Annotated in this window: 13 protein-coding genes and 1 tRNA gene; 10 read left to right on the forward strand and 4 right to left on the reverse strand. The window is 70.0% G+C overall.

Annotated features, from left to right (window positions below; genetic code table 11):
* Positions 1–244 precede the first annotated feature (244 nt).
* Together O7625_RS27315 and O7625_RS27320 are read right to left on the reverse strand one after the other, a co-directional pair.
* A complete protein-coding gene (locus O7625_RS27315; RefSeq protein ID WP_281593045.1) occupies positions 245–1210 on the reverse strand; it encodes a kinase in 966 nt (321 codons plus the stop codon).
* Positions 1211–1246: 36 nt separating this feature from the next.
* Entirely contained in the window at positions 1247–11743 is a 10497-nt protein-coding gene (locus tag O7625_RS27320; RefSeq protein WP_282342677.1) for a non-ribosomal peptide synthetase, read from the reverse strand.
* 122 nt (positions 11744–11865) lie between these two features.
* On the opposite strand from O7625_RS27320, the gene O7625_RS27325 reads away from it, so the two are divergent.
* Positions 11866–12510, forward strand: a complete 645-nt coding sequence (locus O7625_RS27325; RefSeq protein WP_282342678.1) for a 4'-phosphopantetheinyl transferase superfamily protein — start codon at positions 11866–11868, stop codon at positions 12508–12510.
* Positions 12511–12829: 319 nt separating this feature from the next.
* Here O7625_RS27325 and O7625_RS27330 read toward each other — a convergent pair whose 3' ends face one another.
* Complete coding sequence (locus O7625_RS27330) at positions 12830–13480, reverse strand: TIGR00730 family Rossman fold protein (RefSeq protein ID WP_282342679.1); 651 nt, start codon at positions 13478–13480, stop codon at positions 12830–12832.
* Positions 13481–13837: 357 nt separating this feature from the next.
* On the opposite strand from O7625_RS27330, the gene pucL reads away from it, so the two are divergent.
* The 9 genes from pucL to O7625_RS27375 all read left to right on the forward strand — a co-directional run bounded on the left by pucL (position 13838) and on the right by O7625_RS27375 (position 23600).
* Complete coding sequence (gene pucL / locus O7625_RS27335; RefSeq protein WP_091606513.1) at positions 13838–14743, forward strand: factor-independent urate hydroxylase; 906 nt, start codon at positions 13838–13840, stop codon at positions 14741–14743.
* Positions 14744–14830: 87 nt separating this feature from the next.
* Positions 14831–16168, forward strand: a complete 1338-nt coding sequence (gene allB, locus O7625_RS27340; protein WP_091606516.1) for an allantoinase AllB — start codon at positions 14831–14833, stop codon at positions 16166–16168.
* A gap of 65 nt (positions 16169–16233) precedes the next feature.
* Positions 16234–17793 carry an FAD binding domain-containing protein gene (locus O7625_RS27345; protein WP_282342682.1) on the forward strand — a complete coding sequence of 520 codons (1560 nt, stop codon included), beginning with the start codon at positions 16234–16236 and terminating at the stop codon, positions 17791–17793.
* A 19-nt stretch (positions 17794–17812) separates the two neighbouring features.
* Entirely contained in the window at positions 17813–20206 is a 2394-nt protein-coding gene (gene xdhB / locus O7625_RS27350) for a xanthine dehydrogenase molybdopterin binding subunit (RefSeq protein WP_282342684.1), read from the forward strand.
* The gene (gene xdhC / locus O7625_RS27355) at positions 20199–21050 is read left to right on the forward strand and encodes a xanthine dehydrogenase accessory protein XdhC (RefSeq protein WP_281593050.1); all 852 of its coding nucleotides are present in this window, start codon (positions 20199–20201) and stop codon (positions 21048–21050) included. Before xdhB ends, xdhC begins: the two co-directional genes overlap by 8 nt.
* On the forward strand, positions 21047–22474 hold the full coding sequence (locus O7625_RS27360; RefSeq protein WP_282342685.1) for a guanine deaminase: 1428 nt from the start codon (positions 21047–21049) through the stop codon (positions 22472–22474). The genes xdhC and O7625_RS27360 overlap by 4 nt, the downstream gene beginning before the upstream one ends.
* Positions 22471–22980 carry a 2-oxo-4-hydroxy-4-carboxy-5-ureidoimidazoline decarboxylase gene (gene uraD, locus O7625_RS27365; protein WP_281593052.1) on the forward strand — a complete coding sequence of 170 codons (510 nt, stop codon included), beginning with the start codon at positions 22471–22473 and terminating at the stop codon, positions 22978–22980. Before O7625_RS27360 ends, uraD begins: the two co-directional genes overlap by 4 nt.
* On the forward strand, positions 22980–23306 hold the full coding sequence (gene uraH / locus O7625_RS27370; protein WP_281593054.1) for a hydroxyisourate hydrolase: 327 nt from the start codon (positions 22980–22982) through the stop codon (positions 23304–23306). The genes uraD and uraH overlap by 1 nt, the downstream gene beginning before the upstream one ends.
* An 18-nt stretch (positions 23307–23324) precedes the next feature.
* Positions 23325–23600 carry a hypothetical protein gene (locus O7625_RS27375; protein WP_281593055.1) on the forward strand — a complete coding sequence of 92 codons (276 nt, stop codon included), beginning with the start codon at positions 23325–23327 and terminating at the stop codon, positions 23598–23600.
* Positions 23601–24203: 603 nt separating this feature from the next.
* Here the strand turns inward: O7625_RS27375 and O7625_RS27380 are convergent.
* Positions 24204–24287, reverse strand: a tRNA-Leu gene (locus O7625_RS27380).
* Between the last annotated feature and the right edge of the window lie 16 nt (positions 24288–24303).

A 24303-nucleotide genomic window follows, 5' to 3' on the forward strand; every position in this document is an offset into this window, starting at 1 on the left:
TGTCCGAATCGTGAGCGTAACAGCTCGGAGCGGGGCCGTCGAGCGTTCAACAATCCGCTGTGTAGGACCAGCGATCACTCTCGGTCCGCCTATGAGCCCTGACTACGCGGCGGCGTTATGTATTTTGAGCGGCCGGTATGCCGACCCGAAGATTCGCTTTCCAGAAACCGGGGAGGCTGAGTAGACCCATAGCGATCACCGACCTGACCGGACGACATCGGGCGGCGGACCGACCGGCGAACCGTCAACGGGCTCCCGGCCCAGAGCGGGATCCGGTGGGAAGATCGGTCGACTGCGGCATCGTCGGCATGGATCGGTCGACCCAGGCCCGGCCGGCCAGGGCGCGGCAGCCGTACCGTACCCGGGCGAGCTTGTCCGGGTAGTCGGGGTCGTCGTCGGCGAGCAACAGGCCGAGGATCGTTCCGCTGTGCGCGGCGACCACCCCGAGGGCGCCCGTCGCGGCCGAGAGGGCCACCAGGTCGCCGAGCATCGACTTGGGACGCAGCCGCTGGTTGAGCAGCGCGCTCCGGGTGGCCACGGCGCCGACCGTCGCGAGATCCCCCTTGCCGATCGCCACCGTGATCTCATCGAGCAGGCTGCGGTACTCCCGCCGCTCGGCGCGGCCGAACGGTTTGGGAATGCGATTGAAGTCGACCGTGTCGACCTGGCCACCCTCGTCCACGCCCACGATCGTCGTTGCCGGCAAATGACCCAGCATCGCTTGCAGCCGGACCTGCCGGTGCAGGAAGGCCACCACACCGGGATACATCACCCCGTCGGTGGGCTCGATCGGGCGCAGCAGTGACTCGATGTCGGCCGGGGTGAGCGTCACCCCGATCGCCTCGCTCACCGCCCGCACGGTGGCCACCAGATCGGCCGAGGAACTCGCCTGGCCCTTGCCCTCGGTGAGATCGCCGTCGAGGGTGAGCCGACCACCGCCCCACACGCCGTACCGGCGCAGCATGGCCTCGGCCACTGCCCGTGATTTCGTCTTGCTCCGTGGTGCGACTTCGACCCTCGATGCGCCTGGGTGTAACTCGAAGTACGCCGAACATCCCCGCCTGATCGGCAGCGTTACCAGGAAATCCGTACCCGGTTCCGGCAACACGCCCTGAAGCAGCTCACCGAAGGTGCCATAGGCCCAGCCACGGCCGACCTGCACCGGCCGGCCATCGAACGCGGCGCGGGCCGATCCCGATGCGATGATCATTTTTCTCCCTTGGTCGGCGCGATACCGGATCGTTGGTCACAGCGTCGGCGGCATGGGGAATTCCAGTTCCGCGAACAGATCGGCCAGGAATGGCCTCCCCCCGATGTTCGAGAGGACGACCAGACCCGCTCCGTCGTCGAAATCCGTCGCGGTCATGCACTGGAAGCTGTGCCGATCGCCGGGATGACCGAACCACCGGTGACCGTCGACGACCTTGCTGACGCAGCCCAGGCCGTACCGACCGCCCGGCACCTCCGGCGTGATCATGGCTTGCGCGGACGCCCGGTCGAGCACCCGCGACGGTTCGCCGGTGGCAGCTGCCCGGATCTCCACCGCTACCTTGGCCAGATCGGCGGCGGTCGTCCACAGGCCACTCGCGGCCTGCTGGGGGAAGACTCGCCAGCCGCCGGGCAGGTGCGTGCCGTCGTCCCGGTGGCCGTGCGCCACACGGCCCGGCCGCAGGTGCGGGAACGCCTGGTCGAAGCTGCTGTCACGCATGCCGAGCGGATCGAGCACCAACCGTCGCATCGTCTCGGCGAACGGCTCGCCGGTGACCGCCTGGAGGACGCTCTGCACCACGGTGAAGTTCGCTCCGGAATAGCCGAACGTCCCTGCCGCGCCCGTCATCTCGATCGGCGGTGTCGCGGCCGGCGGCCGACCCAGGATCATGTCGGCGAGGGTGGGCAGCGGGTCCGCCTGCTCATGGCCCGGGTGGCCGTACTGCACCAGCCCTGCCACGTGGCCCAGCAGGCCCCGCAGGGTGACCGGTCCCGACGCGCCGCGCAACCCGCCTGTCAGGTGGGTACGCACGTCCGCGTCCAGGTCCAGCACGCCGTCCATGGCCAGCCGCAGCACGCCCACCGTGGTGACGTGTTTGCTCACCGAACAGGCCTGGAAGATCGTTTCGGCATCGACCGCCGCACCCCCACGGGCGTCGGTCGTTCCCTCACCCCAGGCCCGGGCGACCTGCCCGTCGGCGATCACCGCGACACTCACCGCCGGCGCCTGACACCGCCGACGCGCGGCGGCCATCAGTGCCGAGCCCGGCTCGAGGCGCTGCCAGGACGCCGGAACCGGCCGGTCGGCCGGTGCCGCCAGCTTGCGAAGTCGCTGCAGGTGCTCCTGAAGACGCCGGCGTCCCACCCGCTCCTCGACGTTTCCGGCCGGGAAGGTCCAGTCGACGTGCAGCCGGCCGTCTCGCACCCACGACCTGACGTCCAGGAGGTAGCGGCGCTCACCGGCGGGTGCCCGGGCCGTCGAGTCGTCGTCCACGCCGTGGAACAGGCCCGCACCGTCGCCCTGGTCGAGCAGATGACCGAAGTGGGTCAGGCTGACCCACGACCTGGATGCCAGATCGGCCTGGCCCGCCAGGTGACGCAACAGTCCATGTCCGATCCCATGGTGCGGAATCGCCGCCAGGGTGTCGGCCAGGGCGTCCACCGCCGTGTCGACGCCACCCCGGCCGACCGGCCGGACGACCACCGGGTACCTGGCGGTGAACCAGCCGACGGTGCGGGAGAGATCCACATCATCGAACAGCGGCTCGCGGCCGTGGCCCTCGATGTCGACCGAGACCGGGAGGCCGCCGCCGGCCCATTCCACCAGCACGTCCCCGAGAGCGGCCAGCACCAGCGTCTGCATCGGCACCCCGTGCGCCGCCCTGCGGGTCAGCCGGCTCGTGTCCGCTTCATCGAGCACCGCCTCGACCGTGCGGGTCGCCGACTCACGATTGATGCCGCCTACATCAACTGCGGGCGGTGGCGCCGCCGGCTCGCGAGCCACCGCCTGCCACAACTCGCGTTCCTCGTCCAGCTTCCCGCTGCTCGCGTACGCGGCGAGCCGCGTGGCCCACTGCCCGAACGAGGTCGGGACCGGCGTGAGCGCGGCGGGATCGTCGGTTCGGTACACGGTGGCGAGGTCGTCGAGCAGGATGCGCCAGGAATACGTGTCCACGGCCCAGTGGTGGACCACCACCACGACGCGGTCGTCGAATCCGTCGGCCCGGATCAGTGCCGCCCTGAGCAGGGGGCCGTCGGCCAGGTCGAGACCGGTGTGCAGCCGATCGGCGATGGCCCGGATCTCGTCCCGTCGCTCATCGGCTGTCCGGGTGCCGAGATCGACCACCCGTAGCGGATTGGTGTCCGACACCGGCGCGACCCGCTGGCGCCGGTCGGGCGCGGCGCGGTCGAGACGCAACCGCAGCGCGTCGTGCTGGGCGGTCAGCGCCCGCAGAGCCCGTCCCAGGCGGCCCGGATCGGCGGCGCCGTGCCAGTCCACCTGCACCGACTGGTTGTAGTGGTCGTGCGGCACACGTTGGTCGAGCAGACGATGCTGCGCCGGAGTGAGCGGTACCGCCGACCAGGGGTCCGGGTGCTCGGCACGCGGGGCCGCCACCTCCACCGCCGCGCCCGGCGCCACGGTGGCGGCCAGGTCTCGCAGCCTGGTGTCGCGCAGCACGTCCTGCACAGTGATCGACAGGCCGGCACGCCGCCCCAGGGTGACAACCTGGAAGGCGAGGACCGAATCGCCACCGAGGGCGAAATAGTCGTCCTCTGGCCCCACCCGGTCGAGGCGCAGCACGCCCTTCCAGATCTCCGCGAGCACCCGCTCGGCCTCCGTGACGGCGGCGGCGAGCCCCGTCCCGGCCGGCCCGGCGGCGCCCGACGACGCGGCCGGAGCCGGTTCCGGAACGACCGGCGCGGGTACGACTTCGCGCCACGCGGCGACCGGGTCGTCGGCGGGCGCAACGGTGACGGCCTCGAGCAGCATTCGGTAGTGCCTGAGGAGTTCCGCGACCGCGTCCCGGTCATAGACTGCGTGCTCGAACTTCAGTCCGAGCTCGAGGTGACCGGCGACGCTCACGGTGAGCACCAACGGGTACGCGGTCTCGCCCGGAGCGCCGTCGCTCTGGTCGACCCGCAGGCCGGCCCACTCGCCCTCCTCCTCGTCGGCGGCGCGCTCCAGGACGAACAGGTTGGTGAACAGCCGTTCTCCGCGGGGCACATCGACGCATCGGGCAATCTCCACCAGGGATGCGCCGGCATGCTCCTGTTGGGTCAGGCGGCCTCGGTGCACCTCGGTGAGCCAGTCGCCGATCGACATGTCCGGGGACACGCCGATCCGGGTGGGCAGGGTGTTCATCAGCATCCCGACCATGCGGTCGATGCCGGGCACGTCGGCGGACCGGCCGGCCAGCGTGGTGCCGAAGACGACGTCATCGGTGCCGCAATGCCGGCTCAGGAGCAACGCCCACGCCCCCTGCAACAGATTCGGCAGGCTGATCCGGTAACGAGCTGCGGTGTCGCGCAGAGCCTGGAACAGCGAATCGGCGAGAGTGCTCTCCTCGACGCCGATGCCGGTTCCCGGGCGTCGACCCGCTGCGACGGCGGGTAGCGGCGTGGGACCGCGCAGGCCGGCCAACGTTCGCCGCCAGTAACCCATGTCCCGGTTCGCCGGGTGGCGGTCGAGCCAGGACAGGTAGTCACGGAACAGTGCCGGCGGATCGGCCGGAAGGGCACCGCCGGTACGCATAGCGGCGTATGTCTCCAGCACCTCACGGCTCACGATCGACCGGCTCCAGCCGTCCAGCACCAGGTGGTGGACGTTCCACAGCAGGCGGTGGCGCGTCGAACCGGTTCGGATCAGAACCAGCCGCATCGGCGGTCCGGCGGTGAGGTCGATCCCGCGCTCCCGTTCGTCCGCGGCCAGCCGCTCCAGCCAGCCCACGCGCTCGCCGTCAGGAGTGGAACGGCAGTCCCAGCGTTCGACCACGATCGGCTGGGCGCGGACGACGACCTGCACCGGGTGCGGCAGGTCCTGCCAGATGAACCGGGTCCGCAGGGCCGCATGCCGGTCGATGACCCGCTGCCACGCCGTCACGAACGTTCCCACGTCGAGATCGCCGTCGAGGTCCCAGATGAACTGGCGGAAGTACTCGTCCCGCTGCGGGTCGGCGAGCCGGTGCAGCAGCATGCCGGTCTGCAGGTGGGTGAGCCGGTACACCTCGGCCGTGTCCAACTCCCTCAGCTGGGTACGCAGGACGGCGGCAGCCTCGTCGTCCAGCCCGGTGAGTGGGTCGGGCCCGGCCACCGGTGGCTCCGCAGCCGATCGCTCCGGAGCGGGCTCCGCCGCTGCCGGCTCCGCGAGGGTCACCACGGCCGCGAGACCGGCGACGGTCGGATGGCGGAACACGTCACGCGGGTTGACGGCGAGACCGTACTCCTGTGCCAGAGCGACCAACCGCACCGAGACGATGGAGTCGCCACCGAGCCCGAAGAAGTCGTCGTGCACGCCGACCCCGGTCACACCGAGCGCCTGTTCCCAGACACTGACCAGGCGTCGCTCGGTCTCGGTGCGGGCAGCGACGTACCCGGCTTCCTCATCCCGGGTGACCGGGCCCGGTGCCGGCAGCCGGCTGCGGTCGACCTTGCCGGCCGCCGTGAGCGGCAGCTCCGGCAGACAGACGAACTGTGCGGGACGCATGTAGGTGGGCAGGTCGCGGGCCAGCCATTCCTGCAGGTCAACGGCGCTCGGCAGCTGCCCATCGGGGCGGGGCACCAGGTACGCGACCAGCCGACGGTCGCCTGACTCGTGGGCGAAGGCGGCGACCGCACCCTCGACGATGTCGGGATGAGCCAGCAGCCGGGCCTCGATCTCCCCCAGTTCGACCCGGTATCCGCGGATCTTCACCTGATCGTCGCAACGGCCCAGGAAGTCGAGGTTCCCGTCGGCGCGCCACCGGGCCAGATCCCCGGTCCGGTAGAACCGGGCGCCCGGCTCCGACGCGTACGGATCCGGCAGGAACCGCTCCGCCGTGACCGACGGCCTGCGATGGTAACCACGGGCGACACCGTCACCGCCGATGAACAACTCCCCCGTCACACCGATCGGTACCGGGGAGAGGTGACGGTCGAGCACGTACATCCGGATGTTGGCGATGGGCCGGCCGATCGGGAGCGGCAGCTCCGGATCGACTTCGTCCGGCAGGACATAGGTCGAGCAGCCGACCACCGTCTCGGTCGGGCCGTACTCGTTGATGATCCGTGCCCGTGGAGCCGCCTTACGCCAGCCCAGGGCGGTTTCCGTACGCACCTCGTCGGCGCCCACCACGAAGGTGCGCACCGAATGGACGCTGTCGGGCTGCACCATCCGACGCAGCACGTCGAGATGCCCCGGCGTGATCTTGAGCAGACTGAAGTCGGCCGGCTCGGTGAGCAGGTCGGCGAGATTTCCGAGGCCCTCGTCGGGCGGCAACAGTGTCACGCTCAGCCCGGCCGTCAGCGGCAGGAAGAAATTGGGAACGGAGAGGTCGAACGCGATGGAGCCGACCATCGGAGCGCCGTCCGCGCCGTCGATCCCATAGCCGGAACGCGCCCACCACAGATAGTTGATCAGACCTCGATGGTCGATCAGCACGCCCTTCGGCCGTCCGGTCGAGCCGGAGGTGTACATGATGTAGACCAGGTTGCGCGCCGTGACACCCGTCTGGGGCGACGTGGCCGGTCGCTCTGCGATCTGCGCGGCCTCGGCGTCGAGCAGCACCGCGGGCAGGTTCTCGCCGTCGGTGGCCAGCGCCGCGAGGTCGGCCCGGGTCACCACGAGCCGGGCACCGCTGTCCCGCAGGTAGTACTTCAGCCGGTCACTTGGATGGCCGGGGTCTAGGGGGAGATAGGCGCCGCCGGCCTTGAGCACGCCGAGCAGGGCCACGAACATCTCGACGGAATGGTCCAGGAGCACGCCGACGATCTGCTCGGGGCCGACGCCTCGGGCACGCAGGTGGTGCGCCAGCCTGTTCGCGGACTCGTCCAGGTCGGCGTAGGAGACCGAGGATCCGTCGACATCGACGATCGCCGTAGCGGCGGGATTCTCGCGAGCCGCCTGCTCGAACAACTCGTGCAGGCACGTCTCCGACGGGTACCACGCGTCGGTGTCGTTCCATGTCCGGAGCACACGTTCGCGCTCGACGTCGGGCAACGCGTCGAGCGTGTCGATCGAGCCGGACCGGTCATCGGCGATCGCGGTGAGGATGATCGCCAGGTGCGCGAGCAGCCGCCGGATGGTCTCCGCCTCGCCGCAGGTGCGTTGGTACGCCAGTTGCAGGCACAGCCCGTCCCCCGCCGTCACGTCCAGCACCAGCGGGTAGCCACTGTCCAGCGCGGTGCTACCGGGCACCGGGGACACTTCCGGCGGCAGCGCCGGTTCGCGCTCCTCGTGCTGGAACACCACGATGCTGTCGAACAGACGCTCGTCCGCCCGCACCGCGCTCTGCCGCTTGGCGTCGACCAGCGAGCAGTGGACGTGCTCGTGCAACTCGGCCATCTGATCCTGGACTGCGCGGGCCACCGCGCCGGCGGTGATCCCCTCTCCGATCCGCATCCGGACCGGGAGGGTGTTCATCAGCAGGCCGACGACCTGTTCGATCCGAGGGAAGTCCCCGGACCGCCCGTTGACGGTGACCCCGACGACCACGTCGTCCCCGCCACCGAACCGACGCAGCAGCAGTCCCCAGGCCGCGGTCACCAGCGAGCCCAGCGACACCCGCCAGCGGCGCGACACCTCGGTCAACCGATCCAGCTGGCCCCGGTCCAGGTTCAGCAGTTCGAGCGCCGTACCCGCCCGGCCGCCTTCCTCCGTCGGCAACCGGTTGACCGGTAGCGCGGTCGGCGTGGTGAATCCGCCGAGCACCTTCTGCCAGTGCACGGCGTCCGCGTCGCGGTCGCGTCCGGCGAGCCACGCCCGATGTGCTGCCGCCGGCACCGGGTCGGGGAGGTCGACGGACGTGCCGTTGCGGAGGCCGCCGACGATCTGGAACAGTTCCCGGACCACTATCTCGGTGCTCCATCCGTCGAGCAGGATGTGGTGGGTCCGCCACACCAGCCGGTAGGACGAGTCACCGGTGCGCAGCGCGGTGAATCGGTTGATCGGACCGGTCAGCTCGATCGGTTCGGCCCGGTCCTCGGCGAGGAAGTCCTCGTACCGCCGCGGAGACGCGTCGGCGCGCCAGTCGAGGACGACCAGTTCCGGCTCTGCGCGACAGTGCACCTCCTGGACCGGATGTGGCCGCCCGCGCCAGGCGAACCGGCTGCGCAGCACGGGGTGCCGGGCGCAGACCTCGCGCAGCGCCGAGGCCAGCGCCTCCTCGTCGAGCGGCTGGTCCACATCGAAGGCGTGGTACTGCGCGTACCGGTTCTCCGCCGGGAAGGCGATCGTCTCGAACAGCATCCCTTCTTGGAGGGCGGAGAGCCGGTGCACGGACTCCACGCCGTCCGGTAGCGGTTCGGCAGCGCGGGCCGGGGCGGCGCCGTGGCCGTCAGCGGCCGGGCCGTCCGTGGCGCGGAGCGCCGCCACCACCTCGGCCACCGTCTGGTGCCGTAGCAGCAGACGCGGGGTCACCGGCAGGCCGGCGGCGCGAGCCCGGTTGGCGATCCGCACCGCCAGGATCGAGTCGCCACCGATGTCGAAGAAGTTGTCCCGCACGCCACAGAAGTCGAGATCGAGCAGCTCGGCCCAGATCGCGGCCAGCACCCGCTCGGTCTCGTCGCGTGGCCTGGTCGGCTCCGCTCGCGATGCGGCTGCCGGTGACACGTCCGGCAGCGCCTTCCGGTTCACCTTGCCGCTCGAGGTCAGCGGCAGCGCGTCCAGGGGCACGTACGTGGCCGGGACCATGTACTCCGGCAGCGTGCCGCGCAGATGGGCCGTCAGATCGCTCGCCGACAGCACGTGCCCGGGCGTCGGCACCACATAGGCGACCAGCCGCAGAGCGCCGGCCGAGGTCTGCTGTGGCACCACTGCGGCCTGCGCGATGTCGGGGCGGGCCAGCAGGGTCGAAACGATCTCATCGAGCTCGATGCGGTGGCCGTGTACCTTGACCTGATCGTCGATCCGTCCGAGGAATTCGAGGGATCCGTCGGTACGCCACCGCGCGACGTCGCCCGTCCGGTACATCCGGCCGCCGTGGAACGGGTCGGGCACGAAGGAGCCAGCGGTCAGTACGGGCCGGCCGACGTATCCGCGGGCGAGGCCGACACCACCGATGAACAGCTCGCCGGGCACCCCGACGGGCATCGGGCGCAGGGCGTCGTTCAGGACGTACAGCCGCGTGTTGTCGATCGGCCTGCCGATCGGGACGGTCGCCTCGCCCGGCGCAGACACACAGGTGTACGCGGACACGTCGATCGACGCCTCGGTCGGGCCGTACAGGTTGTGCAACTCGGCGGTGAGCCGGGAGCGAGCCTGATCCGCCAGCCCGGCCGGAAGGGCTTCGCCGCTGCAGATGACGTGGCGCAGGCTGGGAAGGTCGTCGACCGTGGGATCGGCGAGGAACTCCGCGAGCATCGAGGGCACGAAGTGCACGACGGTCGCGGCGCTGCGGCGGATGAGGTCCGCCAGGTACGCCGGGTCCTGATGTCCACCAGGCTCGGCGACCACCAGACGCGCGCCGACGGTCAGCGGCCAGAAGAACTCCCACACCGACACGTCAAAGCTGAACGGCGTCTTCTGGACGACAGTGTCGCCGGTGCCGATCGGGTAGGCCTTCTGCATCCACTGCAGCCGGTTGACCACACCCCGGTGCGGTACACAGACGCCCTTGGGCCGCCCGGTCGAGCCGGAGGTGAAGATGATGTATGCGAGGTCGTCCGGTGACACTGCCGTCAGGCCGGAAGTGCCGTCGTCGGTGATCGCCGCCTGCCGGTCCACGTCCAGCACGACGACCTCGTCGCCGGTCCAACGACCGGCGGTCTCCTGGTCGACCAGGACGACGGACATCCCGGTGTCGGCGACGATCATCGCGTGTCGGCCGTCGGGATGATCGGGATCGAGCGGCACGTACGCGCCACCTGCCCACTCGACAGCAAGCAGCGCGGTCACCAGCCTGAACGAGCGCTGCAGGCAGACCCCGACCGGCACATCGGGTCCTACCCCGGCTCGCCGCAGCCCCGCGGCTACCCGGCTCACTCGGTGCGCCAGTTCCGCGTACGTGAGCGTCTCCTGGTCGTCGACGACGGCGCAGGCATCCGGGGTCCGGGCCGCCTGCTCGGCGAACAGGGACGCCAGGGTCGTCTCGCGCAGCGGCACCTCGGTGTCGTTCCAGGACCGGAGCTGCCGGTGCAGGTCGTCGGCCCCCAGCAGATCAAGGTCGCCGGTCCGGCGTGCGGGATCGGCGGCCATCTGCTCCAGGACGGCAACCAGACTGCGCAGCAGCCGCCGTGCGGTATCGGCCTCGAACAGATCCGTGGCGTACCGGAGCTCCAGGCGGATCGCGCCGTCGTCGTCGCGCGCCACCAGCGTGAGTTCGAACTTCTCGGTGGCCTCGTCGAGGTCGACCGGCTCGGTGGTGATACCCGGAAGGTCCCACCAGTCCTCGTGGTCGTCCAGGTATTGGAACAACACCTGGAACAGCGGGTTGCGATCCGGCGTGCGTCGCACGTTCAGCGCGCGGACCACCTCCTCGATGCTGACGTCGGCATGGTCCAGCGCCCCGGCCACGGTCCGGCGCAGGCGGATCATGAGGTCACGCAGCTCCGGCCCGTCAGCCAGATCGACCGGAACGGCGACGGTGTTGACGAAGAGCCCGACAGTCTCGTCGGTGCCGGCCGTGCCACGGCGCGACATGGGCGTCCCCACCGCGAAACGCGTTTGCCCGCTGTAGCCACCAAGGGTGGCCGCGAGCCCCGCCAGCACCGCGACGAAGGGCGTCACGCCGGCCTCGGCAGCGACCTGCCGTAGCCGGTTCGCCGTGTTCGGGGGCACGGTCATCACGACCCCGTCGCCGCGGTATGTCGGTTCGGGCGGGTGCGGCCGGTCGATGGGAAGTTCCAGGTACGGGTCGACATCCGAGAGTGCCCGGCGCCAATGGTCCAGGTGGGTCTGCCGGCCGTCGGCAGCGCCTTCGAGGGCCCGGCGCGCGTAGTCGGTGTAGCGACCCGGCGCCGCGACGTCCGCGACGCCGCGATAGAGCCGGCTGAGGTCGGTGGCCAGGATCTGGCAGGACCATTCGTCGGCGATCAGGTGGTGCAGGTGCAGCACCAGGAGGTGATCGCCGTCCGCCTCGACGAGAGCAGCGCGGAACAGCGGTCCCGCCGCGAGGTCGAAGCGCCGCGCCAGCTCGGCCCGGACCGAGGCCATCGGGTCGCCTCCGTGCTCGGTCCGGTCCACCACGGTGAAGGCGGCCGGCCCCGGGGCGCGGACGATTTGCATCGGTCCGTCCTCGGTCTCGACGACGACGGTACGTAACGCCTCGTGCCGGGCCACCAGACGATCCAGCGCGGTCCGCAATCTGCTGACCTCTACGGCCCCGTGCAGTCGCACGACCTCATGCACGCTGTAGAGCCCCGCGTGTGCGCCGACCATCTCTCCGACGAGCCACAGAGAATGCTGCTCCGGCGACAGCGGGACGGGCTCCTCGGGCGACCGTGCGGCGTCCGGTGTCTGCACCGGGCTCGCGGTCGGCGCGGCTCCGCGCAGCAGCCGTTCCGTGACACTGTGCCGTGCCGCGGCCAGCAGATCCTCGCGCTCGTCAGGAGTGATGGTCATGGGCCGACTCTCGGCCGGTCGCCTATCGGCCCGCTGTCCCGCCGTTACCGGTTGGAGGCGCCGGTCCGGGATACGTGGACGATAGGGGGTGTCCACCGCGCTCAGGCCGTAGACTCTGGTCGATGCTCGCGACTCTGCTCCCGGCCGCCGTACGCACCGCTGAGGCGTTCTCCGACATACCCGGCGAGCCGGTGTTCCCTGGCGAGGAGGACCTGGTGGCGAACGTCGTCGACCTCCGGCGCCGGGAGTTCGTCACCGCCCGCCGCTGCGCGCGCGAAGCCCTGCGGCGGCTCGGTGTGGCTCCGGCACCGATCCGGATCGGTGCCGAACGGGCGCCGGTCTGGCCGACCGGGGTGGTCGGCAGCATCACGCACTGCACCGGCTACCGAGCGGCCGCCGTCGCGCGCTCGGCCGACCTGATGTCGGTTGGCATCGACGCCGAGCCGCACCAGACACTGCCGGCCGGAACCCAGGACTACATCGTCGCGCCCGGCGAGGCCGACATGCTGCGCGACCTGCGCAGTGCCCATCCTCGGACGCATTGGGACCGGCTGCTGTTCAGCGCGAAGGAAGCGGTGTACAAGGCGTGGTTTCCGCTGACCGGACGGTGGCTCGGACTGCCGGACGCCCGGCTGACCATCGACCCCGCTGCGGGCCGGTTCAGCGCGCAACTGCTCGTCGACGGACCGCGGTCCCGGTTCTCCGGACGCTTCCTGGCGACCGACCGGTTGATCCTGACCGCGGTGGCGGTCGGGTCAGGCGATTGACAAGCCCACCCCGCCCGCTCGACGGACGCCCCGAACGGGCGGCCGGTCGACCTCTGAACGCTCCGGTACGCAGTGATCGACAGTGGGCGCCGGCGGCGGACGTCCGTTGAACAGACACCTGGGCCGACCCGGCGGCTGCCCGTGACACGGCCCTCGCGGCAGGTGACCTGGCGGCGGCCGAGGTGCCGCCGGGCGGCCACCCGAGCGGTCGGTCGCACCTCGGTCGGCGGTGTCGCTGTCGTGCAGCATGCGCGGACCGTCGAGGTACGAAGAGTGGGTCACGACCCGCCTATGGGACTCGGCAACCGATGAACTCGGCTCAGAGCCGCTCCGCGTCGACGGCGGCCAGTCCCGCGGTGTGGTTCGCGTGCCTCTCCACGCACCGCAGCGCGTCCTCCGTGGTGCCGGTCACCGAGCAGAGCGAGCCGAGGTCGGGATCGGTGAAGCCCCAGTCGGTCAGCTCCTGCGCCATTCCGAGGAACCGATCCCAGAACCCGTCGGTGTTGACCAGCACGATCGGCTTGGTCAACACTTTCAGCTGGTTGAGGCTTATCACCTCCAGCACCTCGTCGAGAGTCCCGAACCCGCCGGGCAGGGCGACGAACGCGTCGGCCTGGGTGAGGAACGTCACCTTGCGCTCGCCCAGCGTCGAGGTGACCACCGTCTGCTGCGGTGGTGCCGCGATGCCTCGCTCCTTCTCGACCAGGAACGTGGGAATGACCCCGGTCACGGGCGCACCGTGCCGCTGCGCGGACCACGCCACCTCGCCCATGAGCCCCGAACCACCACCGCCGTAGAGCAACCGGTGACCGCGTCGGCCGATCAGCAGACCCAGGTGCCGGGCCGCCTCGGTGTCGGCCGCCCGCCGGCCCGGCCGGGCGCCGCAGAAGACACAGATGGTCAGGGGACGCGCCGCAGCGCCTCGGGGATCAGGCTCGGTCGGCGCCGCCGACATGACTCGCAGGCTCATGACACTGCATTGGGGACGCCGCGTCTATCACCAAGATATCGACGGCGAGCAGGACGACAAGAGATCGCCGATAGAGCGGCGACAGGTCAGCGGTGGACGGTGATCCCACGATGAAGGAAACCCGACGTCGACGAGCCCCGTCCCTCTCGGGCGCGGTGGAGATCCACTTGGGGATCGCCTCGACTCCTACGCGTTGGCCCTGCCTCGTTGCCGTCGGCATCAGCACGCGACGGGATCCGGCGGCTCGCACCCGATCCGCGCCCCGGGTGGGGAGCTGATCGGGGACGGCCACCGGCTGGACGGCCACCACGATGCGGACATCGACAGGACGACCGACCGACACGTAGGAGGGACGTCATGGGTACCGTGCTCAGCTTCGACCAGTACGGCAAGGCCGAGAACCGCGTCGTGCGCATCTACCGGGACAACCCGCGACACGAGATCTGGGATCTGAACGTCTCCACGGCGTTACGCGGTGACTTCGCCGCGGCGCACGTCGAGGGAGACCAGCGGGATGTGCTACCGACCGACACCCAGAAGAACACCGCCTTCGTGTACGCCAAGAAGCACGGCGTCACGTCTCCCGAGGACTACGCGATCGCGGTCGGCCAACGGCTGATCGAGGCGTCCCCCAAGGCGTCCGGCGCCCAGGTCCGCGTCGAGCAGTACGCCTGGGACCGAATCGACGTCGACGGGGCCGGCCACGACCACGCGTTCCTCCGCCGCGGCGGAGCCGTCCGGACGACCGTGGTCACGCTCTCCGGGCGGAACGCCGAGCAGCTGGTCCGCGTGGTTTCCGGCCTACGTGACCTGGTCCTGCTCAAGTCGACCGGTTCGGAGTTCAAGGGTTTCCTCCGGGACGAATACACGACGTTGCAGGAGACCGACGACCGCATCCTCGCCACCTCGCTCGTCGCGAGGTGGCGGTACGCGGGTACCGAGGTCGACTGGAACTCGACGTACGGCGCCATCAGTGCGTCGCTGCTGGAGACCTTCGCCACCACCTACAGCCGGGCGCTACAGGAGACCCTCTATCTGATGGGAGCGCACGTGCTCAAGGCTCACGAAGAGGTGGCCGAGATCCGCTTCTCCGCACCCAACAAGCATCACTTCCCCGTTGACCTCGCCCGATTCGGCCTGGAGAACAGCGGCGAGGTGTTCACCGCCACCGACCGGCCGTACGGGCTCATCGAGGCCGCCGTGACCCGCGACGACGCGCCCGAGCCGGGCGACGCCTGGCTCGCCGTGCCGTCCTTCCTGTGAACTGACGAGCGACATGGCCGACTCCGGGCGTCACCGCCTCGCCATCTGTTGTCCGCTGATCGCCGGACGGCCCGACGAGGCGCGATCATGATGCTGGATCTCGTCCTTCGCAGTCGACGCGTGGTCATCGAGGGCACCGAGACCGCGGGTGTGATCGGTGTGCGTGACGGGCGCATCGCCGTCGTGGCACCACTCGACGCGAAGCTGGAAGCCCAGGAGTCGATCACTCTCGCTGATGACGAGGTGCTTCTGCCCGGCCTGGTCGACACCCATGTGCACGTCAACGAGCCCGGTCGTACCGAGTGGGAAGGCTATGCCAGCGCGACCCGGGCAGCCGCAGCCGGCGGAGTGACCACCATCGTGGACATGCCGCTCAACAGCATTCCACCGACGACCACGCCCACCGCGCTGGCCACCAAGCAGGGCTGCGCCCGCGGCCAGACCTACGTCGACGTGGGCTTCTGGGGCGGGGCAGTGCCGGGCAACATCACCGATCTGGCGGCCCTGCACGACGGCGGAGTCTTCGGCTTCAAGTGCTTCCTGCTCGACTCCGGGGTGCCGGAGTTTCCACCGCTGGACGCTGCGGAGTTCGTCGCGACGATGGCAGAGACGGCTCGCCTCGGTGCGATGCTGATCGTGCACGCCGAGGACGCCGAGGTGGTCGCACTGGCGCCACGCCCCACCGGGCCGGAGTACGCGGCCTTCCTGCGTTCCCGCCCGCACCGGGCCGAGGATCGCGCAATCGACCAGGTGATCAACGCCGCGCGCGCGACCGGTGGCCGGGCCCACGTCCTGCACCTGTCCAGCGCCCACGCGCTGTCAGGGCTCACCGCAGCCAGGGCTGCCGGTGTCGATGTCTCGGTGGAGACCTGCCCGCACTACCTGACGTTGTCCGATACCGATATCCCGGATGGAGCGACCCAGTTCAAGTGCTGCCCGCCGATCCGCGACGGCGGCAACCAGGACCGGTTGTGGCAGGCGCTCGCCGCCGGAGACATCGACATGGTCGTCTCGGACCACTCACCCTGTACGCCCGAGCTCAAGCTGCTCGAACACGGCGACTTCGGCAAAGCGTGGGGTGGCATCGCGGGCCTGCAGCTGGGACTGCCGGTGGTATGGACGGCGGCCCGCTCGCGCGGGCACTCGCTGGCCGACGTGACGCGTTGGATGGCGCAGCGCCCAGCCGAGCGCGTCGGGCTGCCGTACAAGGGTCGCATCGCCGCCGGCGCCGACGCGGATCTGTGTGTTTTCGCCCCGGACGCCGATTTCGTGGTCGATCCGGCGAGCCTACTGCACCGTCACCAGCTGACGGCGTACTCGGGTCGACGGCTGGCCGGCATCGTCCGGCAGACCTGGCTTCGCGGGCGGCGCGTACGTACGGAGGGACAGCCGCTCGGGAAGCTGTTGATGAGGGGAAGAAGATGACCGGGACGCACCATGCATTCCGACCGGACCTACCCGGTCGGCAGGAGCCGACCGCGGGCCGAGCGGTGTCGACCGACACGCCCCCGCTGCCTGACGACACCACGCGGAGCGGCGGCGACATCACGGTCAACGGCCGGATCACTCCACTCGGGGATGTCACGCCACACACCACGGCGCTGGAATGGCTGCGTGGACGAGGCCTCACCGGCTGCAAGGAGGGTTGCGGAGAGGGTGAGTGCGGCGCTTGCGCGGTGCTCGTCGCCCGACCCGGCGTTGATTCGCCCACCGAATGGGTGGCGGTCAACGCATGCCTGTTGCCGGTCGCCGCCCTGGATGCCCAGGAGATCCGCACTGCCGAGGGGCTGGGCAGCCCCGACCGCCTGCACCCGGTTCAGCACGAGATGGCCGTCCGCGGTGGATCGCAGTGTGGCTACTGCACACCCGGCTTCGTCTGCAGCATGGCTGCCGAGTACTACCGGGCCGGAAGACGGGCGTCCCCGGACGGCGACGTGACCGGACACGACAAGGGGCCCAACGGCTTCGACCTGGACGCCCTCAGCGGCAACCTGTGCCGCTGCACCGGATACCGGCCGATTCGCGACGCCGCGTTCGCACTCGGTCCACCGGTGCCCGACGACCAGCTTGTGCAACGCCAGCAGGCGCCCACGGCGCCGCCCCGGCCCGTTCGGCTGCGGCACGGGGGCCGGGAGTTCGTCCGGCCGGCCTCGCTGCCCGACGCCCTGCGACGGCTTCGCGAGCAGCCCACTGCCACCGTGGTGGCCGGCTCCACCGATTGGGGTGTGCAGGTGAATCTGCAGGGCGCCCGGGCCGAGTCGGTCCTCGCGATCGACCGCCTCGCAGAGCTGCGGAAGCTGATGATCACGCCGGAGAGCATCGAGGTCGGTGCCGGACTGACCCTCAGCGAGATCGAGCGCCGCCTCGCGGGCCGGGTGCCGCTGCTCGCCCACATGTTCCCCCTCTTCGCCTCCAGGCTCATCCGCAACAGAGCCACCATTGGCGGCAACCTGGGCACCGGATCCCCGGTGGGCGACACCGCGCCGGTGTTGCTCGCGCTTGCCGCCGAGGTCATCCTGGTCAGCGTCGACGGCGAACGCAGGGTGCCGCTGGCGGACTACTTCACCGGGTATCGGCGCAGCGTTCGTCGCTCCGACGAGCTGATCCGGGCAGTGCGGATCCCACGCCCGCTCGCCGGCCTCGTCGCCTTCCACAAGATTGCGAAGCGGCGGTTCGACGACGTCACCAGCGTCGCCGTCGGCTTCGCCCTCGACGTCGTCGGTGGAACGGTCACCCGCGCACGCATCGGCCTGGGTGGGGTGGCGGCCACACCGATCCGGGCCCGGGCGACCGAGGCGGCGCTGGAGGGCAACCCCTGGTCCGCAGCCACCGTCGCTGCCGCCGCTCGGTCTTTGCGCCGCGAGGGCACACCGCAGGACGACCACCGGTCCAGCGCCGAGTATCGAGCCGCGATGCTCGGCCAGAGCCTACTCAAGCTCTACGCCGAGAACCCGGCCCCGTACGAGATCGCCGCAGTCCCCGGCGGACGGATCGCCGCGGCCACCGAGCACCAGGCCGAGAGGAGGCCACGGAATGAGCGCGCTGTCTGAGAGGCCGGAGAGTCCCGCGGTGGGTGCAGCGGTCCCGCACGAGAGTGCGCGGCTGCACGTCACCGGTGCGGCACAGTTCACCGACGACCTGATCCCTCGTACCAAGGATGTGCTGCACGCCCACCCGGTACAGGTGCCCCAGGCGCACGCCCGGGTCACCGCGCTGCGAGTCGCCCCGGCGCTCCGCGTGCCAGGTGTCGTCCGGGTGCTCACGGCCGCCGATGTGCCCGGAGTGAACGACGCCGGGATCAAGCAGGACGAGCCATTGTTCCCCGAGGAAGTCATGTTCTTCGGCCACGCCGTCTGTTGGGTGCTCGCCGAGACGTACGAGGCGGCACGTGTGGGCGCGGCCGCCGTGGAGGTCGAGACGGAGGCGTTGCCCTCCTACGTGACCGTGCGGGAGGCGATCGCCGCCGACAGTTTCCAGGGCGCCATGCCGCAACTGGTGCGGGGCGACGTCGAGACCGGTCTGGCCGACGCCGTGCACGTCTTCGGTGGGGAACTCGAAATCGCCGGGCAGGAGCACTTCTACCTGGAGACGCACAGCTCGCTGGCCCACGTCGACGAAGCCGGGCGGGTCTTCGTGCAGAGCAGTACCCAGCACCCCTCGGAGACCCAGGAGATAGTCGCCCACGTGCTGGGCCGGGCCAGCAACGAGGTGACCGTCCAGTGCCTGCGCATGGGCGGCGGCTTCGGCGGCAAGGAGATGCAGCCACACGGCCTCGCTGCCATCGCCGCGCTGGGCGCGACGTGCACCGGCCGCCCGGTACGGGTGCGCCTGACCCGCGCCCAGGACCTGACCATGTCGGGCAAGAGGCACGGGTTTCTCGTCGAGTGGCGGGTCGGGTTCGATGCGGCGGGCCGGCTGCTCGCGCTCGAAGCGACCCTGACCTCGGACGGCGGCTGGAGCCTCGACCTGTCCGAGCCGGTGCTGGCCCGCGCGCTGTGCCACGTTGACAACGCGTACTGGTTGCCACATGTACGACTCAACGGCCGCATCGTGTGCACCCACAAGACATCCAGCACCGCCTTCCGGGGCTTCGGGGGCCCGCAGGGGATGCTGGTCATCGAGGACATACTCGGCCGCTGCGCCCCACTGCTCGGCATCGACCCGATGGAACTGCGCCGACGCAACTTCTACCGCCGCGGGCAGACCACGCCGTACGGCCAGTTGGTCCGGCATCCGGAACGGCTGGACAGGCTCTGGCGTCAGGTCGTCGACACCGGTGACATTGCCGCCCGGCAGCGGGAGGTCGCGGCCTTCAACGCCGCACATCCGCATGCCAAACGTGGCCTGGCCGTCACGCCGGTCAAGTTCGGCATCTCGTTCAACCTCACCGCGTTCAACCAGGCCGGCGCACTCGTGCACGTGTACCGGGACGGGTCGGTGCTGATCAACCATGGCGGCACCGAGATGGGTCAGGGCCTGCACACCAAGATGCTGCAGGTAGCAGCAACCGAGCTGGGCATTCCACTGGGCCGGGTGCGGCTGGCGCCCACACGTACCGACAAGGTGCCCAACACCTCGGCGACCGCAGCGAGCTGCGGTGCCGACCTCAACGGTGGCGCGGTCAGGCAGGCCTGCGAACAGCTTCGCGAGCGGCTGACCCGGGTGGCCGCCACCATGCTGGGGCTGAACGCCGCCGACATCAGCATCGTCGACGGTGTGGCGCGGGGTACCGGGGCCCCTACCGGCGTCGAGTGGAACGATCTGGTGCGGACCGCGTACTTCCAGCGGGTGCAACTGTTCGCGGCGGGTTTCTACCGCACCGAGGGGCTGTACTGGGACTCAGCGGCGATGCAGGGCTCGCCGTTCAAGTACTTCGCGTACGGGGTGGCCGCCGCCGAGGTCGAAGTCGACGGGTTCACGGGCACGTACCGAACGCGACGGGTGGACATCGTGCACGACGTCGGGGACAGCCTGTCACCGCTCATCGACATCGGACAGATCGAGGGCGGGTTCGTACAGGGCGCGGGCTGGCTGACCCTGGAGGACCTCCGTTGGAACACCGGCACGGGAGCCGCGCGCGGCCAGCTGGCCACGCGAGGGGCCAGCTCGTACAAGCTGCCCAGCTTCTCGGAGATGCCGGAGGTCTTCAATGTGACGATGTTGGCCGACGCGGCCGAGGAGGGGGCGGTCTACGGCGCCAAGGCGGTGGGCGAGCCGCCGCTGATGCTCGCCTTCTCCGTGCGCGAGGCCCTGCGCCAGGCGGCGGCCGCGTTCGGGCCCGCCGGCATCAGCATCGACCTCGCCTCGCCGGCCACCCCCGAGGCGGTCTTCTGGGCGATCGAGCGGGCGCGGGCGTGCGGCGGGCACGGCCCCACGGCGGGCGCGGACCTCGCTCCGGGTGGGGCGGCGAACGCCGGGCACCCGACGCCGGAGCGGGCCCTGCGGACGGTGAGTCATGTCTGAGGGAACCTGGCTGGCAGCGGTGGCGCACCTGCGCAGCGTCCGTGAGCCCGGTGTACTCGTCACGCTCGTGACGGTCCGCGGCCATGCCCCTCGCGCGGCCGGCGCGAAGCTCGTGGTGAGCGAAACGCAGACGTGGGGCTCGATCGGCGGCGGCAAGCTGGAAGCGGTCGCGATCGACCGGGCCCGTACGCTGCTGGCCGCAGGCGGCCCGACGCCCGAGCTGTTCACGCTCGCGCTGTCCGACAAAGCGCCCTACGAGCACGGGGTGCAGTGCTGCGGAGGGACCGTCACGGTGTTGCTCGAATCGCTACCCGTGGCGCCGGTGGTGGCTGTCTTCGGCGTAGGGCACGTGGGCCTGGAGCTGGCTCGTGTCCTGGCTCGGCATGATATCGACCTACATCTCATCGACACCCGCCCGGAGCAGCTCACCGAGGACCGGTTGGCGGTCTTCTCCGATGCGGTGGCCCGGGTGCACGTCCACCGGGTGGCAGTGCTGCCGGAGACCGTGCTCGGCGAGCTGCCCACAGGCACCTACGCGTTGATCATGACGCACGACCATGCGGAGGACCTCTCCCTCTGCGACGCGATGCTTCGCGGCGGTGAATTCGGCACCATCGGCCTCATCGGTTCGGCGGGCAAGTGGGCCCGGTTCCGCACCGAACTCGCCGCACAGGGCCACGACGCCACGGCCATCGCCCGCATCACCACGCCCATCGGGCTCGCCGACATCCACGGCAAGGAGCCCGCGACGATCGCCGTCAGCGTCGCCGCCGATCTCCTGGGCAGGATGGAACATCACCAGGCGATGGCCGACGACCGCGCTCCCTCGGCGGCCCGGCCATGACCCTCTACCGCGCTCAGGTCGTCGACACTCCCGACGACCCGTTCCGCGGCGGCGCGCTCCGCTGTGACGGCGATGCGGGGCTGCTCGTCGAGGACGGGCGGATCGTCGAGCGGGATGCCTTTGCCACGCTGCGCTCCCGACACCCGGAGGCACAGCTGGTCGAGCTCTCCGATGGAGTCCTGCTACCCGGCCTGGTGGACGCCCATGTGCACTTCCCGCAGGTCCGCGTCATCGGTGCGCTCGGGATGCCGTTACTGGAATGGTTGGAACGCTGCGCGCTGCCCGAGGAGGCACGGATCGCCGAGATCGACTACGCGCGCGTGGTAGCCGGCGAGTTCGTCTCGGCCCTCACCTCGGCAGGCACGACCACCGCTCTGGTTTTCGGCTCGCACTTCGCGCCGGCGGTGGACGCACTGTTCCAGGCGGCCGCGGGGCACGGCCTACGGATCACCAGCGGCCTGGTCGTCGGTGACCGGATGCTGCGGCCGGAGCTGCACACGTCCGCAGAGCGCAGTTACGACGAAGGCCGCGAGCTGGCACGGCGCTGGCACGGCGTCGGACGCAGTCGGTACGCGGTGACCCCCCGGTTCGCGTTGTCGTGCAGCGACGAACTGCTCGCGTCATGCGGGGAGTTGCACCGGGATGTGGTGGGCAGCTGGTTCACGTCACACCTGAACGAGAACCTCGACGAGGTCGCCACGGTCCGGCGACTGTCCGGCACCACCAACTACCTGGACTGCTACGACCGGCACGGACTGGTCGGCCGACAGAGCGTCTTCGCACACAACGTGCATTCGACTGACACCGAGCTGACCCGGCTGGCCGAGGCCCAGGCCAGCGTGGCGCACTGCCCGACGAGCAACGCGGCGCTGGGCAGCGGCATGTTCCCGCTCAACCGCCACCTCGCCCACGGCGTCCTTGTGGCACTCGGCTGCGACGTGGGTGCGGGCACCGGCTTCTCGCTTCTCAAAGAAGGGCTGCAGACGTACCTCCTGCAACGTTTGCGCGGCGCGGACGGCGTGCCACTCACTGCTGCCCATCTGTTGCACATGGCCACGGCGGCGGGGGCACAGGCCCTGGGCCTGCGGGACCAAATCGGCGACCTGAGCGCCGGCAGGCGGTTCGACGCGATCTGGATACGACCCCGTCCGGGCACGGTCCTGGAGATTGGCATACGCCACTCGAACGGACCAGAGGATGCACTTGCGAAGGTATTTGCGCTGGCCACGGCGGACGACCTGGGGCAGGTGTGGATAGACGGAGCACCGGTCAGGGCCAAAGCCATCGACGCTCGCACCCTACGCCCTCGCCCCGTCGGCAACCTGACCATTTTTGCGGCGAACAAGGCAGCCCAGCGCACCGACAGCGACGAGCGGACGCGTCATCGCAGTCGAGCCGGCACCGACGGTGGCATGAGCCGATGACGACCTGGAGTCTGGATCGGTTAAACACCGCGCCCGAAGACGAGCGCCTCCGGTCGGCCCTACGCCGGTGCTGCTCGGCAGAGGCATGGGTGACCGAGGTCATCGTCGGGCGGCCCTACGCCAATGAGGACGAGCTCTGTGCGGCCTCCGACGCCGGCACCGCCATGCTCGACGAGGCCGGCTTTGCCGAGGCGTTGGCCGGTCACCCACAGATCGGCAAGCCAACGAGCGGCAGCGGTGGACAGTGGTCGCGGCGAGAGCAGGCAGGAGTCGGCACCGCGGACGAGGAGCTGCTGACGAGTCTCGGCCAGGCCAACGCGGCCTACGAAGAGCGCTTCGGGCACCTGTACCTGGTTTACGCGAACGGACGATCAGCGGCGGAGCTGCTCGCCATCTGCCGCTCCCGGTTAGCGAACGACCCGGCGACCGAGCGCCGGGTAGCGCTCACAGACCTGGCCGCGATCAACCGCCTCCGGCTGGGCAAACTCCTGCGATCGGAGGGCTGATGAGTCTCTCGACTCACGTATTGGACATCACCACCGGCCTCCCCGCGCCGGAACTCGCGGTCGTCGTCGAGCGCTGTCATGGCGACGCGTGGCAGCACCTCGCCCGGGCTTGTACCGACGCCGACGGGCGCGTCCGCGAGCTGTACGCACCCCAAGCGGGCGTACACCGACTCCGGTTCGACACTGGGCGGTACTTCGTCGATCGCGGCGTCCATACCTTCTACCCCGAGATCGTGGTCACCTTCCAGGTCGTCAACAAAGGGGCGCACCATCACGTACCACTGCTGCTCGGGCCGTTCGGCTACTCGACCTACCGGGGGAGCTGATGGGCGCGGATGGTCGTCATGAACGACACCTACAACTCAGGAGGTTCCGTGGGCTTCACGACTACTCCGGTGCGATCGTTCTGGCTGACATGGCCAGCAGGAATAATTGCTGCGATCAGCTGGGCACTCGGCCACTTCACACGAGTTGCGACCTTTGATCTCGCGTTCGTCGCGGGTCTGTCGTGGATGCTCGGCGTGCTCCTAAGCGACGGCGCAAGTCGCTACCTCGTCGCGGGCGACGAGCGTCCTCGCGGCGACACCGACCGTCAGCCGGAGACCGAGCAGTCACCCTGAGCGATCTGGCAGCGCCTGCGGCGGCCGCCCAACAAGTGCCTGTGGGTGGCACCAAGTAGCACGTTGCTCGGCGTGACGCAGCGGACGGCACCCGCACGACCTCGTGAAGCTGTACGCCCGCGAACAGCGGGTCTTGCCGCCTCGATGAGGTAGCTGTGCTCCTCGAGGGCTTCGGGTCGTGGCGCGTAGGCGAGATGGGCGAGACCAGCGATGGTGGCCATGTCGGCAGAGGCAACCCAGGCGCCGGCGTTGTGGTCCTGGTTGGCGGCCGCAAATAGTGCGATCGGGATCCAGTGGCAGTGATCGGGATCTTGGCTGGTCTTGGCGAGCGCGGCGAGAAACCCAGGCAGAACGGCAACGCGCCGAGCAACGCCACTAAGCGCCAGCCGAAGAAGAACCCCGCATACCCGCTCGCCTCAACGAGGATCAGATCATCGCCATTGTCGAGGAGCTCGGAGACCTCGTGGACGCCCTGCGGGACGCCGAGCCGGAACACAAGCTGGAGGTCTACCGCAGCCTCGGGTTGCACCTGACCTACGACCCGGAATCACAAACGGTGCGGGCAAATGTCGATCTTGCCACGCACCGTTGGGATTCGGTTCGTGTCCGAGGGGGGACTTGAACCCCCACGCCCTATACGGGCACTAGCACCTCAAGCTAGCGCGTCTGCCATTCCGCCACCCGGACTTGCCCGTTCAGCCTA

It is taken from the genome of Micromonospora sp. WMMD714 (genome assembly GCF_029581315.1).
In the GTDB taxonomy this organism is placed as follows: domain Bacteria; phylum Actinomycetota; class Actinomycetes; order Mycobacteriales; family Micromonosporaceae; genus Micromonospora; species Micromonospora rifamycinica.